Raw genomic sequence first — 16,555 nt, 5'->3', positions numbered from 1 at the left:
CGTCAGCGCGCGCGCTTTGCCGCCGCCGCGAGTTCGGCGGCGCGGCGCCATTTCGCTTCGGTGTAAAGACGATTGTAGCGCGCGACCTGCCAGCCGGTCGCGCCGTCGAGAAAGCCCGCGCGAAACACCAGCGTTTTGACGAACGCGCCCCACCCGTGCAGCAAGGCCCGCAGCGCCGAACTCTTGCGGCCGCGCGCGGCGATCTGCTGCCCCGCCGCGATCGAATAGCGCTCGATCTTGTCCTCGGCATCGGCCCAGGACTCGATGGAATCGTGATCGATCAGGGCGTCGATCTTGCCAACGGCACCATCGACGACCAGACGCTCGTGGACCAGATCGTCGGAGAACCGTGCCCGGCCGCGGCGAAACAGGCGGACCACATAGTCCGGCGACCAGCCGCAATGATTGACGACGCGCCCGCAAAAACGCGAGCGCCGCGACGTGCGATAGGCGTCCGGCGCGGCGGGATCGGCGATCGCCTGCCGGATGCCCGCGATGAATTGCGGGTCGATCCATTCGTCGGCGTCGAGCGACAGCACCCAGTCGCTTTGCGCGAGATCCAGCGCGCGATTCTTCTGCGCCCCGAAGCCGGGCCAGTCCGCCGTGACGGTGACCCGCGCACCGAGGCCGCGCGCGATTTCCACCGTGCGGTCGGTGCTGCCGCTGTCCACCACGATGATCTCGTCGGCAAACGCCACCGACCCGAGGCAGCGCGCGATCGCGGCTTCCTCGTTCTTTGTGATGACGATCAGGGACAGAGACGGCACGGATCAATTCCGGACATATGAGGATGCTCGTTGCAGCATACCCTGCCCGCGCAGGCAAGCGCGACCGGCACCCGGCGCCGCAGCTTCAACGCTGCATTTCCACGATCGCCCGCTGCAACGGGCGCAGGCGAGACCTGGATCGGGCCCCGGAACGGCACGTTCATGTCAATGATGAGATAAATGGCGCCCGCGATCAGCGCGGCGGACATGATGAAGCTGGCGACGACCACCGCGTTCCGCGGCGCGCGATAGCCGAAACTCGCAAAGATCAACAGCAGCCACGCCACCATCAGCGAGATGATCGGCCACGGCAGCATGCCTTCCGACTGCTCGACCAAAATCCAGTGCAGTTCGACGATCTTGTGAAACTGCTGGATCGCGTCGCTCCACCGCGCGACGTGCTCGGCGTCCGCCGGCTTCATCGCCCGCAGACCGTGACCAACCGCATCGATCAGACTTTCGCGCGTCCGGTCAACAACCAGCGGGGTGCTGTTGCGCATGCGGGACGCCGTCTGCTCGGTGTAAGCCAGCAGCCGCTGCCGCGCCTCGTCGGCATCGGGACCGTACAGGCGAAGCCACCGGTCGAGCAGGATGATGTCGGTCGAGATCGTGTGGACGTTGTGATCGACCGCCTCGAAGGTGCCTTTGGACGAGTTGAGCATCAGCCCGAGCACGAGCGAAGTCATCACCACGAAGATATTGGCGATGGCCCGGACGACGCTTTGCGTATCGTCCTGACGATGTTGCGGCGGAAGCTTCGAATAAAGGACGAGGCTTCCCAGGGAAGCCGCGACCAGACCGACAAAAATCAAACCGGAAACGACAATTTCGCGCATGGATGCTGAAAACCCCGGCGCAGGAAATATCCGGCGCAGGGTATGCTTTCCGTCGCGTTGCAGGAAGAGTGAAAAGCGTCAGAAATCTTCCGGGCACGGGTCGGCGATCCGCCACAGATCGGGGCCGTTCTTGACCTTTTTCATTTCCGGCGTGAGGCCGCCATGACGCGCGATCCACGATTTGATCGCCGGCGTGTAATACGTCATCAGGTCAGAGGTGCCGGCGGCGGTCGTGACCTTGATGCCGAACGTATAGGCCTTGTCGTAATAGGCCTGATGAAAGCCGAGGCTGGCGCGCGGCGTGACGCAGATCTTGCTCAGCGGCACGATGCCGAACACCATGGTGCAGGCCGAGTTGCAGATGCCGTCGATGATCACCCGCTCGCCGCGCTTGCGGATGCGCTCGTACTTCGCCTTGTACTCCTCGACGTAGCCGCCATGGTCGCGGGTGATACGCAGGTCGGCGCGCGCCGGGCCTGCCGCCAGCAACAGCATCGCGATGAGGGACAGAAGCAGAGCACGCATCGAACGTTCGGGAACCTGTTGGGTCGTTGGCGGGCGTGAATCGGCTGCCACCTAACGGCAGAACTCTGGCGTTACTGTGTTTGCAATTCGTTAAGCATGACGGCCGGCCCGGCCAACGCCGGGCACGGCCCATTCGCACCCGCAGGGATGGCCAAATCGTGGCGGATGGGAGGTTTCAGCGAGCCGCGTGAGCCGACGCACACGCGATGTGACGTGCCGGCTTACTTGTTCAGATGACGCCGGATCGCGGCGACCGACGGGCCGACTTCCTGAATCGCAGCAAACAGGGCTTCCGACGACACGTTGAATCGCCCCGCCCAATAGGCGGTTGCCTTGTCGTCCTGCGTGTCGATGGTCTGCGGCGCGCGGCCCGCGGCTTGCGCGGTCACGGCCAGAACATCGGAGACTTTGACGAGGCTGATCATGGCCTCAACGTACCATGATCGGCTCTCGTCAAAATCGCGGGGTGTCCGTGGCGTTAACGAGAGGTTTCCGCCGCCCCGCTCAGAACACCGTCGCCACCGGCAGCCCGAGCGCCATCGCGCCGGCATAATGCGCCTGCGGTCCCTGTTGCAGCGGATGGAACCGGGCGGCCTGAATGTCGCGGAAGCACCGCTCCAGTCCGTTGCGGCGATAGAAGCCCGCCCCGCCCGCCAGTTCGAGCGCCAGTTCGACGGTCCGGATGGCGTTCTCGGCAACCAGCGAACGCCCGATCATCATGTCGTTGACGCTGCCCGCCGACGGCGCATTCCGCTCCATGACCTCGACCATCCAGCGATGGGCGAGCCGCGCGGCGCGCAGCGCGGTCTCCATCCGCCCGGCGAGATCGAGGCCGTACGAGGTCGGCGGCTTGCGCTTCGCAAGGTCGATCGCCAGATCGCGCGCGTGTTCGGCAATGCCGAGATAGACCGCGTAGATCAGCGGAAACGCGGTTGTCGCGATGATCTGGAAAAGCGGATGCCACTCGCCGGCCCTGCGCGTGAGCGAAACTCCAGCATCGGGAATGAACAGATTCTCGATCACCACATCGTGCGAGCCGGTGCCGCGCATGCCGAGCGCGTGCCAGGTATCGGTGACGGTGACTTCCGGCGCTTTCATCGGTGCGGCGAAATGAATCACCGCGGTGCCCTCGCCGGTTTCCGTGATCGCGCCGGTCATCAAGAGATCGCCCGCCGGCGCGCCTGAGGTGAACACCTTGCGCGCCGAGATGCGATAGCCGCCCTCGACCTTGGTCGCCTTGCCCGATCCGCCGATCCAGTCCGAGCCGCCGCTCGACAGCAGGATCAGCCGTTCGGCGACGATGCGCTTGAGCAGAGGCTCGACAGCGGTCACTTTCTGGTGACGCCAGCGCCACGCCGGAATCGCGACCTGGTGGGTGTGCATCGAGAACGCCAGCGCGGTCGAGCCGCAGGCATGAGCCATGATGCGCAGCATCTCGGCCAATTCCGCGACGTCGGCGCCGCCACCGCCTAGTTCATACGGCACGCCCGCCGTGACCAGGCCGGATTCCTTCAGCAGCAGATAGTTCTCGGCGACGAAACTGTCGGTTTCGTCGCACCGCGATGCGCGCTCCGCGAGTATCGGCGCGATCTCGCGTACAACTTTGACGGCAGTGCCAGCGCGGTCGAATGTCGCACCTGCATCCGCGGGCGATATTGATTTCACTGTTCCGAGCATGATTGTCCTCCCATCTATGCTGATGGGCGGAAGATCGGCGTCGGCAGGGTCCGCGTCCAGTTCACGAACTGTACTGCCGCCCTTTCCGGGGATAGCTCTTTTGCATTAGTCTTGCGCACACAGCCACTCGGGTGACCTCAATGGAAGATCGCGGTGGATACTGGCAGTTCTGTCCGGTGGCGATGACCGCCGAAATCCTGTGCACGCGATGGACGACGCTTGTGATCCGCGAACTGCTGTGCGGCACGACGCATTTCAACGAACTGCGCCGCGGCGTGCCGCGAATGTCGCCCGCGCTGTTGTCGAAGCGGCTCAAGGAACTGGAGCGCGCCGGCGTCATCCACGCGACACGCAACACGAACGGCAGCACCGAATATCACCTGACCGAAGCCGGCGAGGAATTGCGCCCGCTCATTCTGGGCTTCGGCTTCTGGGGACAGCGCTGGATTGAATCGCGGCTGTCGCTCAAGAATCTCGATCCGTCGCTCTTGATGTGGGACATGCGCCGCCACCTCAGCCCCCAGCCGTTGCCGCCGAAGCGCTGCACGATTCAATTCCGCTATCCCGAATTGCAGCCCGCGCAGCAGAACTGGTGGCTGGTGGTCGACGCCGGCGCAGTCGACCTGTGCGGATTCGATCCGGGCTTCGAGATCGATCTGCTCGTCACCGGCTCGTTGCGCAGCATGACCGCGATCTGGATGGGGCTGACGGCGGTGCGCAAGGAGGTCGAAGCCGGCCGGCTTGAGATCGACGGCGATCCACGGATTGCGCAGGCGATGCAGCAATGGCTCGGGCTCAGCCCGTTCGCGCCCGGACCGCGCCGCGTGAGCTAAAAATGCCGGATTGATAGTCTGTGGCACAGTCTGGCGATTACGTCATATCTGTTCGCCGCTGGAATTGTATTGCTCACGCGGCGCAGTTGTTAGAGCGGGAATAGTCCACGCCGTATTCCCGACCCGGAGAGGATTGCTGCCGTCGGTGCGTGCGCTGCTCGACTTTCTTGCAGCCGAGTACGGCGTTCTCACCCGAGCCGAGGATGACAAGCCGCAACCGCTGATTTCGATCTGGAGTGAAACCGGCGCGCCCCTCCTGAACATCGTCACGTCGGCGAAAGACGCTGCTGCGATCGGTCGCCGCGACGACTGTCAGTCGTCACCGGAATGTTTGCCGCGCCGGATACTCGAGCTGCATCGCGACGAGATCACCCGTGTGCGGCCCGTAGCGGGCCGAGATCGCTTGAAGAGTTTCGTCCAGTGCTGTGGCCGGCTTCCGATCCCCGATCGGCCGGAGACGCAGGCCGGATTCCTCCGTCACAACCCGATCAGGGAGAACGCGAAGGCCGCTCAGGGTCGGCTGCGCATCCGCGGTACGGGCAAGCGTCACCGCGCGCGAGCGATAGGTTCGCGACCATGCATCCGCGACCAGCGCAAGCGACACCTCGTCGATGCCGCGAACCAGTTCAATGCCGAACTGTTCGCGATTCCAGAACGCGAGCGTGTTGGCGATCGCCGTCAGGGCGAATGGCCGTGTAAATTTGAAGGCGCTGCTGTCGTGCCTCTCGTCCCAATGCGTCAGGCCGAGACTGCGGGCGACATCCTCGGCTTTGCCGCGCCCGGCGATGGCCTCGATCAGAATCAGCGACATCGGCATCGACGCGCTGATGCCGGTTGTCGTTGCAACGCCCTGATCCGCCACCAGCCTCCGGTCCGCGACATACCGGATCGATGGATGCTCCTTTCGCAATTCCTTGAGATAGTACCAGTGGGTTGTCGCCCGCTTGCCATCGAGCAGCCCCGCCTCGCCGACGACCTTGGCGCCCGCGCAAACACCGATGACCATGGCGCCCTTGGCGGCCTGCGCCCGGATCCATGCGAGCGCGGCCGGGTCGTCATCCCGGCTCATGGCAGGCACGATCACATAGTCAGCCCCTTGCGGATGCCGCGCGTCGAAATCGGCGATCGTCGCATCCGGCTCGACCGTCAACGCGGGATACAGTTTCACCGGGCCGGGCCCTGTCGCCAGCGCCACAACGTCCGCGACGTCGGCACGCCGGAGAATGCCGTAAGGCATGACGTAGTCCGTCGTCTCGGTAGCATCATTGATGCCGATAATCGCGATCAGCGGCCGCGAACGCCTGGGCTTCAAGGCCGCGCGCATGGCATCCGCTTCGTCCTGCGCGATAGGCGGCGGCGACGTCGCGGCCGGAGATGAGGGCAACGACAGAAGCCACGTTGCGCCGAACGCCGCGAAAACAGCGACAGCTCCGGTGAGACTCCACAGCAGAACTTTCATCCTCATAGTCACATCCTGGCCACGGCGATTTGCCCCGCCTCCACAATACGCCGGACGGCCCCGCCCGAAATGCCATAGGCCGGGCAAAACCCGCCATATCGCAAACATCCGCTTGAGCGACCGAGCCGGCAGTTCCGTAACCGGGACAACAAGGATATGCTGCGGCCGAGTGACTGGGCGGCGTCGGTTGGATGGAGAGACAACCTTGCGTTGCGTGCCTCGCGCGTTGGCCGAAACCGCCGATCGAATGAGGCGGCGCGATTTCATCGCACTCGCCGGCGGTGCCATGGCATGGATGGTCCCGGCCCGTGCCCAGACCATGCCGGTCATCGGTTATCTCGGCTCCGAAAACCCGGAACGCTACGCCAGCCGTCTCAAGGCTTTCCGCGAAGGCCTCGGGGAAACCGGTTACACCGAGGGGCATAATGTCGCGATCGAATTTCGCTGGGGTGAAGGTCAATACAGCCGGCTGCCGGCGCTCGCAAAGGATCTCGCCGGCCGTCCGGTGAACGTGATCGTCGCAGCGGGCGGCGCAGAAGTTGCGCTCGCGGCAAAATCGGCGACGACGACGATCCCGATTGTTTTCGAGATGGGCGGCAATCCCATTACACTCGGCGTGGTGGACAACCTGTCCCGGCCAAGAGGCAATCTCACCGGCGTGTCGAGCCTGAGTGTCGAGGTCTCGCGCAAGCGGCTGGAGTTCTTGCATGAGGTGCGTCTGGACACCAACGTCTTCGCGGCGGCCATCAATCCGACAAGCCCGACCTCGAACTCGCAACTGGCGAACCTCCAGACCGCGGCGACAGACCTCGGACTTGAGCTTGTTGTCCTGAAAGCCAGTTCCGAACAGGAGTTCGATGGCATGTTCGCGGCGGTGCGTGAAATGCGGGCGGGCGGATTGGTCTTCAGCTCCGATCCCTATTTCGCTTACCGCAGCCCGCAGCTTGCCGCGCTCGCGGTTCGCCATGCCGTACCCGCGATGACGCAATCGCGCGATTTCCCGCTTGCCGGCGGCCTGATGAGCTACGGCGGCGATTTCCATCAGTCGCACCGTCACTCGGGAATGTACGCCGGCCGTATCCTCAAGGGCGAGAAGCCGTCCGATTTGCCGGTGCAGCGGGTCACCAAGGTCGAACTGTTCATCAATCTGAAGGCGGCCAGCGCCCTCAACATCTCGTTCCCGCCCTCGATACTGAGCAGCGCGGACACGGTGATCGAATGATCTGGAGGGCGGCCGTCTCGCGAGACAACACGATGTCTGATCCGCTCGTCGTCCCACGCACGTCACTGTTCAAGAAATACTTTCGCACGCTCTTTGCGGCAACCGTCGTGCCGCTTCTGATCGCGGGCGGAAGCGAGGCGTGGTTCGGCTATCACGACCAGCGCGCCAGGCTGAACGATCTGCTGAACGCGGAAGCCCGGTTCGCGTCCGTGAAGATCCACGACTTCATCGAGGGAATCCGGGATCAACTCGGCTGGACTGTGCAGTTGCCATGGCCGGATAACACCGGCGACAGGCACAGGCTCGACGCCATGCGCCTGCTGCGTCAGGTCCCCGCCGTCGAAAGCCTCAGTCTGGTCGATGCCGCCGGAAAGGAGCGCCTTTTCGTATCGCGCATCGGCCTGAACAGGATCGAGAGCGGTGACGACCATTCCGCAAAACCCGCCGTGGCGGGAGCCCGCCTAGACCGGATCTGGTTCGGACCCGTCACATTCCACGACGGCTCCGAACCCTTCATGACCATCGCAATCGCGGGCAACCGCCCAGCCGATGGCGTGGCTGTTGCCGCGGTCAATCTCAAGTTCATCTGGGAGGTGATCTCGGGGATCCGGGTCGGACAAACCGGCGAAGCATTCGTGCTGGATCGGCCCGGCCGCCTCGTTGCAGATCCGGACATCAGCCTCGTCCTGCGGGCCGACGAAGCCGAACAGCGACCGCTCCAAATCTTGCGGAATGTTCTTCTCGCCCGCCCCGGTCAGGCGGCCATGGGTCAGGACATCTCCGGCAACAAGGTGTTGGCGGCGATGGCGCAGGTTCCCGGCGTCGACTGGAGCGTCATCGTCAAGCAGCCGCTCACCGAAGCCTTCGCGCCGATCTATGCCGCGCTTTGGCGCACGGCCGCGCTGCTCGTGGCCGGCGCTGCCCTTGCAGCAACACTCGCCTACTGGCTGACCCAGCGCATGATTGGACCGATACGCCTGCTGGAGGACGGCGTCGCCCGCATCGGCGCGGGACAGTTCGACCACCGCATCGACATCACAACAGGTGACGAATTCGAGCGGCTGGCGACCCGATTCAACGAGATGGCGAGCGAACTGGCGATCTCACAGGAGCGCTCCGAACGCATCAGCAGGCTCAAGCGCTTTCTTGCGCCGCAAGTGGCCGAACTGGTCGACCGCACCGGCGACGACAGCGTTCTCGATGGGCGGCGCGTCGAAGTCGTCGTGGTGTTCTGTGATCTGCGGGGCTTCACCGCCTTCTCGGCCCAGGCCGAACCCGAAACCCTCATGGGTGTGCTGCGCGAATATTACGACGCGGTGGAAAGAGTGGTCAGCGCCCATGGAGCGACGCTCGTCAACTTCACCGGCGATGGCGCGATGGTGCTGGTCAACGCGCCGGTGTCCTGTACGGATCCGGCATTGCGCGCTGTCCACATGGCGAGCGACATGCAAATGAGCGTGCAGAAACTGCTGGTCGGCTGGCGCGCGCTGAACCACCGGCTTGGCTTCGGCATCGGGCTGGCCATGGGGCCCGCCACGGTCGGGCGGATCGGCTCCGAAAGCCGCCTCGATTACAGCGCGATCGGCAACGTCGTGAACCTCGCATCGCGCTTGTGTTCGAGCGCGGAAGATACCGAGATTCTTATTGATAGCGTCGCGGCCTACGCGATCGGCACGCACGTGTCTCTCGTTCAACTGGATCCGCGGACCCTGAAGGGTTTCGACCAGCCCGTTCCTGTCTTTGCCGCTGTCATCGGGATCGGGCAGCATGTGGGCGCTGGTCATCAGGCGCTCGCGGCGCCCGACCGCATCGCCTAGGCTGGAGCCAAGTGCAGCACGCGACCGCGTCCGCATCGCGCGGCATCGTGGTCTGGGTTGCCAACTGCGAACGGGATCCATGTGAGTATCATCGGCCATGCGCCGCCGCGACGATTCAGGATTTCATCTCACGCAGTTTCGCGAGCAGCGACGGATTGCAGTTGATCGTCGTGAGCTGCGGTGTCGGCTTCCTGTTCGCCCTCATTGCCCTGTGCATCAGCGTCGTCGCATTTCGGGCCGAGAGTGACGGTATCCACTTTCAAAAATAAACGCGCCCGGCGCTTCGGGCGCGTTGCGGCTCAGGAAGCGTTACTAGTCAGCCTCTTCGGCGTCGCCTGCGCCGCGAGCCGACAGCAGCGATCTCAGCGGACTTGGATAGCCGACAATCTCGATCAGATATGACGGCCCCGAAGGATCGTATGTGGCTCTGATGCCCTGCGTCTTTCCGTCTGACAATTCGCCGCCCCAGCGGAATTCGACCGGCACGGGGACTTCGGCGCCCTTGTCATCCTTGTGAAGCAACGCTGCATCGATAGTTCTTATAATTTCACGTTGAACATCGGGCGGATAAAAATCGGCGACCTCCTTGAGCCAGACATTCTCCTGGTTCTGGTCGAGGCCGCAGAACGACGCCGTCAGGTCTCCAAAGCGGTACTGGCCAGACTTGGCGAGCTTTTCGTATAATTTTTTTGTGCGTGTGAGATTCTTTTTCGAAAAGGTCTCGTTGATGTCTGCTTTCCCTGGGATCTGTTTGCGATAAGCGAAACCCATCGAAAGCCTCCCTTGGATGTCAGGACATTTTCAATAGTCATCGACGGTAAGCGCAAAACATAACGCAAGCAAGAAAGGGTGCACGATCGTTTCGATTTGAGCTAGATTGCTTGTCTGGCTGAGGAGATTTCGACCGAGTTCATTTCCGCTGCAGAAGTTTAGATACTTCTCAGAGGCCGGAGGCTCTATGGTCTGCGCGGAGTGCGGCGCCAGAAATTCCCCTCAAGCCCAATTCTGTGGGAGTTGTGGCGCGCCGCTGAGCGAACGATGCGCAGTGTGCGGAGCATCGGTCGCGCGATCGAGCCGGTTCTGCGAATCCTGCGGTTCGGATCGCAGCCCGGAGCGCTTGTACCCGACGAGTGACGACAGAGACGTCATCGCCGCGCCGGTGAATCCACCGCAGCATCTGGCAAAACGCCTTCTTGAATCGCGCGCCGCCATCGAAGGCGAGCGCAAGCAGGTCACTGTTCTTTTTGCGGACATGAAGGGATCGACCAGTCTCATACAGGATCTCGACCCCGAGCAGGTCGAGGAACGCCTCCGTCCAACTCTCCAGATCATGATCGATGCCGTGCATCGCTATGAAGGAACCATCAACCGCATCGAGGGTGATGGCATCATGGCGCTGTTCGGCGCCCCGCTGGCTTATGAGGACAGTGCGGTCCGGGCCGCTTATGCGGCGCTCGATATGCAGAATGCGTTACGCGTGGCATCGGATACCCAACCGGCCATTCGCGTCGGCCTGCACGCCGGAGAAGTTCTGGTCCGGGCCATCAATACGGACCTCTCCGTCGACTACGACGCCATCGGAGCCACAGTTCATCTGGCCGCCCGGATGGAGCAGATGGCGACGCCGGGAAGCATCTACTGCACCGCCGATGTCGTGCGGCTGGCAGAGGGCCTGATCGAAGCCCGGCCGCTCGGCCTTGTTCCGGTGAAGGGTTTTCGCGAGCCGCTCAATCTGTTCGAAATCACCGGCCACACATCTGCCCGCACACGCTGGGAGGTCGCTGCGGCAAGGGGGCTCACTCAATTTGTCAGCCGCGACGCCGAACTGGCTGTTCTGCGCGAGACGATGCGAGTGGCTTCCGAAGGCCATGGCAAACTCGTCGGCGTGGTTGGCGAGCCCGGCGCCGGAAAATCGAGACTGGTGCATGAGGTGCTGCATCTGCCGGAATCTTCGGCATGGACCGTCCTCAGGGCCACGACGGCGTCCTATACAAGGAATACGCCATACCTCGCGTTTTCCAATCTGATCCGGGCCTGGTGCGAAATTCCAGAACAGGCCCCCTCCGATGAAGCCGATCGACGCATCCGCGCAAAGATTTCCGCGCTCGGCGAGGATCTCGCCCTGGCGCTACCGGCAATCCAGTCGCTTCTCGACATCCCCGTCAAGGACGCCGCGTGGCAGTCGCTCGAGCCGGCCGCGCGACGGCAGCGAATTCTGGCTGCCGCAAAGAACCTGATCCTGAGCGCCGCCGCTGTTCGTCCCTTGCTTCTGTGGTTCGAGGACATGCAATGGACCGACGCCGAAACCCGCAGCCTGCTGGAAGAGATCGCAAACGGAATTGAGACCAGCCATCTGCTGATCGTTCTCACCTACCGGCCCGAGTACACGCACAAATGGGCGGGGAAAGAATACTATCGCGAGATTCAGATCGATGCGCTTCCGCAAGCGGCTGCCGATCAACTGGTGCGGAGCGTCCTCGGGAACGACGAAGCCAACGGACAGCTTCGCGAACTCATCGTCCAGCGCACTGATGGAATTCCGTTGTTCATCGAGGAAACGATCCGTTCGCTGGTGGAAGGAGGCGTGCTGCGCGGGCGTATCGGGAATTACAAGCTTTCCCGGGAATTACATGACATCCGGATTCCCGAAACCGTTCAGGCGGTTCTTGCAAGCCGCATCGACCGCCTCATCCCCGCGCAAAGAGACCTGCTGCAAACGGCGTCCGTGATCGGCGCCGATGTTCAAGTGACGTTGCTGGAGAGGATCGCCGGTATCGATGGCCACGAACTGCGAACATTGCTCGCGGACCTGCAGGGTTCCGATTTTCTCTATCAGGTCCCAAACACGACCTCGTTTCAATTCCGGTTCAAGCACGCCCTGACGCATGAGGTCGCCTATGGCAGCCTGCTGTCGAAAACGCGCCGGAATCTGCATGGCCAGATCGTCAGGGCTATCGAGTCCCAGTATCGCGGCAATCTCGCGGAGATGGCCGAGAGCCTGACCCACCATGCTCTGGCCGGCGAGTTGTGGGAAGAGGCGCTGACCTATGCACGCCAGGCCGGCGGCAAGGCTCTGGAGCTTTCAGCCTATCATGAGGCGCGCATCTTTTTTGAACAGGCGCTTCTGGCGCTGACACATCTGCCGCAGGATCGCGCGCGTGTGCAGACGGGAATCGATGTCCGCCTCGGCCTGAGGATGATCTTCGGAGCAACCACCGAGTATGCCGCCCTTGAAACTTACCTGCGTGAAGCCGAGGCGCTGGCAATCTCGATCGACGATCGCCCTCGCCTTGCAGCCATCAGCGTCGCCCAGACTTTCGTCCACAACTGGCAGGGAGATCTGGAAGCGAGCATCCAGTGCGGCGAACGGGGCCTCGAGATTGCGCGAGACATCAAGGACAGCCGCCTCGCACTGTCGGCGAGTTCGTTTCTCGGACAGGCCTATATGTGGCGCGGAAATTTCCGGAAATCCCTCGCGCTCCTGCAAGACAACCGATCCTGGACCACAGGGCCGCTGCGCCTCGAGCGGATCGGAACAACCGGAACCAGCTCAGTGCTATGGCTCGGCATGCTGGCCGCATCACAGGCCTATATCGGCGACTTCGCCGACGCCGAAAAGACCGCGCAACAGGCCTGCGCGATCGCCGATGAGGCCGGCCGTCCCTACGATATGGCCCTCGCCCACTGGTACGCCGGTTTCGTGCAGGCCCATCAGGGGAATCCGCCCCGCGCGCTGAGCTTGCTGGAGCACGGCTATCATATCTGCCGCACCGCCCGGATCAGCTTTCTCATTCCGGTCATTTCGACGAGTCTGGGGCACACCTACGCCTTGGCCGGGCGCTTCGACGAGGGCATCGAACTCCTGACCAAGGCTGTCGAGTACTCCAAATCGGCGAAGTTTCCCTATGGCGTGGCGTGGTCAACGGTCTATCTCGGCTTCGCCAATCTGATGGCGGGGCGCACGCAAGGCGTCACCGAGCAGGCAAAAGACGCAATCGATCTGGCTTCCAGCCATCACTATCGCGCCGTCGAAGCTTCGGCGCGACGTCTGATGGGCGACGCCTGTCAGTGCAGCGACCGTCACGAGACGGCCGAAGCCTATTATCTTGAAGCGCTTCAGATTGCCTCCGACCTCGGTCTGCGGCCCGAAATGGCGCATTGCCAGAACGGCCTTGCGCAGGCCTGCTTCCTGTTGGGCCGCTCAAGCGACGGCGACCGGCTTCGCAGCGCGGCCACCGCGCTCTACTCCAGCCTTAGAATGCCGGCGCCGCCCACGGACTTTACAAGTGCCGGCGGCTCCGCTTACCGCACGTCATGACGAGCGGCTGATTGACGTTTCAATTTGTATCGCACCGGCACGTGCGTGGGGCCGCCGACGAACACCGACGCGCAGCGCCGAGGCTCGCCGCACAACTCGATCTCGTCGATGACGGACAGCATCTCCTCGAAGAAAATACGCATCTCGAACCGCGCCAGGTGCTGACCAAGGCAGACGTGGACTCCATGGCCGAATGAAACATGCGATGCGGAGCCGCGATCGATCCGAAAGCGGTCGGGCTCGTCGAAAACGGCTTCGTCGCGAGTGCCCGACAAATAGCAGAGCATCAGCCAGTCTCCCGCAACGATCCGGCGCCCACCGACTTCGGTATCCCGCACGGCCGTCCGCATGAAATGTTGAACGGGTGTCGTCCAGCGCACCGCCTCCTCGACCAGACCGGGGATCAGACCGCGATCCGATACCGCCTTCCTGAACTCGTGCGGATACTGACATAGTCCCCAGACTCCGCCCGCGATCGAGGATGACGTGGTGTGATGTCCGGCTGTCGCGAGGATCAGCAGATAGCTGATCGCCTCGAAGGGGCGAATGGGCTGCCCATCGATTTCGGCATGCGCGATTGCGGTCAGCACATCGTCGCGCGGCGCAGCGATCCGCGCCTTGATCAGCGGCTTGAAGTAAGCGCGAAAAGCAGACAACACCTCGAAAAGATGCTCTGCGTGCCGCGCCGGATCGCGGACAAGGTCCGTCGGCATCCCGTCATTGTCATCCTGACTGCGAAAAAACGTCTCGGTGAGGCCGAGCACCTGCTCGGTATCCTCCTCGGAAATTCCCAGAATGCTCAGCATTACCTTGAGCGGGAATGGACGCGCGACATCGTTGACGAACTCGCACTGGCTCTCCAATGCCACCATCCGGTCAAGGCATCGGCGTGCGAGGCCGCGGATGCGTTGCTCCATTGAATGGATGCTCTGCCTTGTGAACCAGGCCTGGGTGAGCGCGCGATACGCGGGATGATCGGGCGCGTCCATATGGACCGGAGTCCGAATAAGATGCGGACTGCCACGGGTCAGCGCGCGAATCTTTTCATCGGTGGCACGAGGCACCAGCGCGGTTGCGCGATCTCCATTGTGGAAGACGTCATGCCGGCGGCTCACAGCCAGAATGTCGGCGTGCCGGGTCACCGCCCAGAACGGGTCAAAATCCCGGATATCAACGCGGCCAACCGGATTGGTTTCACGCAATTGGCGGAAGGCGGACAGAAGATTTTTTTGGCGCGCGTAGGCTTGCGGCGAGACGATCAGATTGCTGATCGACTCGGGAATTTGCGACGTCCCCGGAGCAACGTTGCGCATATCGGGCAGTTTGTGCACTCCCGCCATCAGACCCAAGCCATCACCAAATCCTGCATCAGCCGCGCGGTGCGCCCGTCGCGGTCGAGCGCCGGATTGTATTCGACGATCTCGATGCCGACGCAGGCTGGATCCTTGATCAGTTCGCTCCACGGCGCGAGGAAATCCGCCGCGCGAATGCCGTCAGGCGCCGGCGTGCCAACGCCGGGCGCTTCGACAGGATCGAACGCATCGAGGTCGAGCGACACGCCGTAGCCGGCGGTCCCGCTCGCGGCGATTGCGTGCGCCTCCGCGAGCACGGCCTTGACGCCGCGCCGCTGCACCTCCGGCATATCGATGACGCGCACGCCATGGCGCTGCCCGAACGCGGCCTCCTCGGGCTCGAAGCTCCGCGCGCCGATCAGGCACAGGTGACGCGGATCAATCGCAGCACCCCTGTGCGCAACCGAGGTCAGCTGCGGCGCACCGTAACCGAGCAGCGCCGCTACCGGCATTCCGTTAATGGCCCCGCTATGGCTGGTCTCCGGAACGTGCATGTCCATGTGGGCGTCGATCCAGATCAGCCCGAGCGCACCCGATGGCCGCAGCGCATCGGCGGCACCGCTCCAGGTGCCGACCGCGCAGGAATGATCGCCGCCGACCACAAGAAAGCGATTGTCCTTGGTGACGAAATTCCGGGTGACGCGGGCGGTCCAGCGCGCCGTGGACGCCACCACGTCGAGCGGCGACGCCCCGGCGTCGCGCAGGCTCTGCGGCATGTGACGCCACGTCAGCGTGACGCCGCGCGCACGCAATTCCGCCTCCGCCTGTTGCCGAAACCCGGCGGGCCCATCGCGGCAACCGGAATCCTTCGCACCCGCCCCGACCGCCACTTCCACCGCAGCGATGGTTTGCGTCCGCGAATTTGTCCCGAGGCCGTAGAGCATCGCGTGCCCCTGCTAAGAGCAGGCCGAATTGCAGGCGGCCTGTTTTTGATGTGGGGACGGAAAGCGGGAATGCCAGAGCCGGTCAGCCCCTGGGCGACAGATTGGCTGCGGGCGTTGGATGTCAGCTGGCGGACAGCGGCATCTTTGGACGCTGCGGCGAAGGCCATCGGCAAATGCTATGGACGGCGCTCACCAGACGGTGCTGCATCTCAGTCAGGCACAGTTTGCGCGCCTGACGACAGGTGGCATCGGCGGCGAGACGCTTGTTCGGGACATTCAGCCACATCGCGGGGCGAGCGTTCGTGCGCCCTCGTCCGAAATGCACGGCCAGTTCGATCCCAGTTTGCACCGCGCTATGTTGTTTCACTAGAAAAGACATCGGTGCGTTGCGATGTCAGCGCCCTCTGTCCGGACATCAGTTCGAGATCGCATGCAGCGTCCACCTGCACGAAACGCGGACGCCGCTCGACCAGCGTCAATCGCGCTCGCAGCCGAAACGCATCGCCGGGGTGAACCGCATGGCGAAATCGAACGGCGCGGATCGCAGCCACCCGGCCTTGCGCGCCGCCCGTCACCACACAGGCTTCCTGAAGCAGCCTCGGGACAAGAGCCAGCAGCAATTGGCCCGGCACGATCGTCTTCGCCGCCGGCAGCTCACGCGCCGCACGCGCGGCATCCGTATGAATCCAGTTTTGATCACCCGTTAGAGCGACGAAACGATCGATCTCGTCCTGCGTCACCGAAAGCCAGCGGCCCGGCGCAAATTCGCGGCCGACGCAGGCAGCAAGCTCGATCGCCTTGGCGACGTGCAGAGGCGTGCTCACGATCGGCGATGCATGATCGTGCCCGGCTTCACTCATCTCAG

Annotated in this window: 15 protein-coding genes and 2 pseudogenes; 7 read left to right on the top strand and 10 right to left on the bottom strand. The window is 63.3% G+C overall.

Features of this window, described 5'->3' with window-relative positions:
* Window positions 1–2 precede the first annotated feature (2 nt).
* The 5 genes from ASC80_RS04730 to ASC80_RS04710 all read right to left on the bottom strand — a co-directional run bounded on the left by ASC80_RS04730 (window position 3) and on the right by ASC80_RS04710 (window position 3,805).
* The gene (locus tag ASC80_RS04730; RefSeq protein ID WP_056293294.1) at window positions 3–767 is read right to left on the bottom strand and encodes a glycosyltransferase family 2 protein; all 765 of its coding nucleotides are present in this window, start codon (window positions 765–767) and stop codon (window positions 3–5) included.
* Entirely contained in the window at window positions 749–1,603 is an 855-nt protein-coding gene (locus ASC80_RS04725) for a bestrophin-like domain (RefSeq protein WP_082512402.1), read from the bottom strand. Before ASC80_RS04725 ends, ASC80_RS04730 begins: the two co-directional genes overlap by 19 nt.
* 78 nt (window positions 1,604–1,681) lie before the next feature.
* A complete protein-coding gene (locus ASC80_RS04720) occupies window positions 1,682–2,128 on the bottom strand; it encodes a hypothetical protein (RefSeq protein ID WP_056293291.1) in 447 nt (148 codons plus the stop codon).
* Between the two features lie 221 nt (window positions 2,129–2,349).
* Window positions 2,350–2,553 carry a DUF3606 domain-containing protein gene (locus tag ASC80_RS04715; protein ID WP_056293288.1) on the bottom strand — a complete coding sequence of 68 codons (204 nt, stop codon included), beginning with the start codon at window positions 2,551–2,553 and terminating at the stop codon, window positions 2,350–2,352.
* 79 nt (window positions 2,554–2,632) lie between these two features.
* Complete coding sequence (locus ASC80_RS04710; protein ID WP_082512401.1) at window positions 2,633–3,805, bottom strand: acyl-CoA dehydrogenase family protein; 1,173 nt, start codon at window positions 3,803–3,805, stop codon at window positions 2,633–2,635.
* Window positions 3,806–3,945: 140 nt separating this feature from the next.
* Here ASC80_RS04710 and ASC80_RS04705 point away from each other — a divergent pair, with 140 nt between their 5' ends.
* Together ASC80_RS04705 and ASC80_RS24300 are read left to right on the top strand one after the other, a co-directional pair.
* Window positions 3,946–4,638, top strand: coding sequence for a winged helix-turn-helix transcriptional regulator (locus tag ASC80_RS04705; protein WP_056293285.1), 693 nt, complete (start codon window positions 3,946–3,948; stop codon window positions 4,636–4,638).
* A 91-nt stretch (window positions 4,639–4,729) separates the two neighbouring features.
* A pseudogene (locus tag ASC80_RS24300) lies at window positions 4,730–4,828 on the top strand (LysR family transcriptional regulator); the annotation flags it as partial.
* A gap of 129 nt (window positions 4,829–4,957) precedes the next feature.
* Here ASC80_RS24300 and ASC80_RS04700 read toward each other — a convergent pair.
* Window positions 4,958–6,103, bottom strand: coding sequence for a DJ-1/PfpI family protein (locus ASC80_RS04700; protein ID WP_056293282.1), 1,146 nt, complete (start codon window positions 6,101–6,103; stop codon window positions 4,958–4,960).
* A 241-nt stretch (window positions 6,104–6,344) separates the two neighbouring features.
* Here ASC80_RS04700 and ASC80_RS04695 point away from each other — a divergent pair, with 241 nt between their 5' ends.
* The 3 genes from ASC80_RS04695 to ASC80_RS04685 are packed head-to-tail and all read left to right on the top strand — an operon-like array spanning window position 6,345 to window position 9,405.
* Entirely contained in the window at window positions 6,345–7,319 is a 975-nt protein-coding gene (locus tag ASC80_RS04695) for an ABC transporter substrate-binding protein (RefSeq protein ID WP_056293280.1), read from the top strand.
* Window positions 7,320–7,351: 32 nt separating this feature from the next.
* Window positions 7,352–9,136 carry an adenylate/guanylate cyclase domain-containing protein gene (locus tag ASC80_RS04690; protein WP_082512473.1) on the top strand — a complete coding sequence of 595 codons (1,785 nt, stop codon included), beginning with the start codon at window positions 7,352–7,354 and terminating at the stop codon, window positions 9,134–9,136.
* Between the two features lie 11 nt (window positions 9,137–9,147).
* Entirely contained in the window at window positions 9,148–9,405 is a 258-nt protein-coding gene (locus tag ASC80_RS04685; protein ID WP_056293278.1) for a DUF2189 domain-containing protein, read from the top strand.
* Between the two features lie 43 nt (window positions 9,406–9,448).
* Here ASC80_RS04685 and ASC80_RS04680 read toward each other — a convergent pair whose 3' ends face one another.
* Window positions 9,449–9,907: a hypothetical protein gene (locus ASC80_RS04680; protein ID WP_056293276.1), complete on the bottom strand. Its 459-nt coding sequence runs from the start codon at window positions 9,905–9,907 to the stop codon at window positions 9,449–9,451.
* A gap of 187 nt (window positions 9,908–10,094) precedes the next feature.
* On the opposite strand from ASC80_RS04680, the pseudogene ASC80_RS24710 reads away from it, so the two are divergent.
* Window positions 10,095–10,220, top strand: a pseudogene (locus ASC80_RS24710) (double zinc ribbon domain-containing protein); the annotation flags it as partial.
* A gap of 33 nt (window positions 10,221–10,253) precedes the next feature.
* Window positions 10,254–13,454 carry an ATP-binding protein gene (locus ASC80_RS04675; RefSeq protein ID WP_056293273.1) on the top strand — a complete coding sequence of 1,067 codons (3,201 nt, stop codon included), beginning with the start codon at window positions 10,254–10,256 and terminating at the stop codon, window positions 13,452–13,454.
* On the opposite strand, the gene ASC80_RS04670 is transcribed toward ASC80_RS04675, so the two are convergent.
* From ASC80_RS04670 to ASC80_RS04660, 3 genes are all read right to left on the bottom strand, one after another.
* Window positions 13,439–14,794, bottom strand: a complete 1,356-nt coding sequence (locus ASC80_RS04670) for a cytochrome P450 (protein ID WP_244487184.1) — start codon at window positions 14,792–14,794, stop codon at window positions 13,439–13,441. The two genes, ASC80_RS04675 and ASC80_RS04670, sit on opposite strands and share 16 nt — an antisense overlap.
* Window positions 14,794–15,690, bottom strand: a complete 897-nt coding sequence (locus ASC80_RS04665) for an arginase (RefSeq protein WP_056293269.1) — start codon at window positions 15,688–15,690, stop codon at window positions 14,794–14,796. Before ASC80_RS04665 ends, ASC80_RS04670 begins: the two co-directional genes overlap by 1 nt.
* A gap of 353 nt (window positions 15,691–16,043) precedes the next feature.
* Window positions 16,044–16,550 (bottom strand): MaoC family dehydratase, encoded by a 507-nt coding sequence (locus ASC80_RS04660; protein ID WP_056293266.1) that lies wholly within the window; start codon window positions 16,548–16,550, stop codon window positions 16,044–16,046.
* Window positions 16,551–16,555 lie beyond the last annotated feature (5 nt).

The organism is Afipia sp. Root123D2, assembly GCF_001425835.1.
Taxonomy (GTDB): domain Bacteria; phylum Pseudomonadota; class Alphaproteobacteria; order Rhizobiales; family Xanthobacteraceae; genus Afipia.
This window is presented reverse-complemented; position numbering and strand designations above follow the sequence as displayed.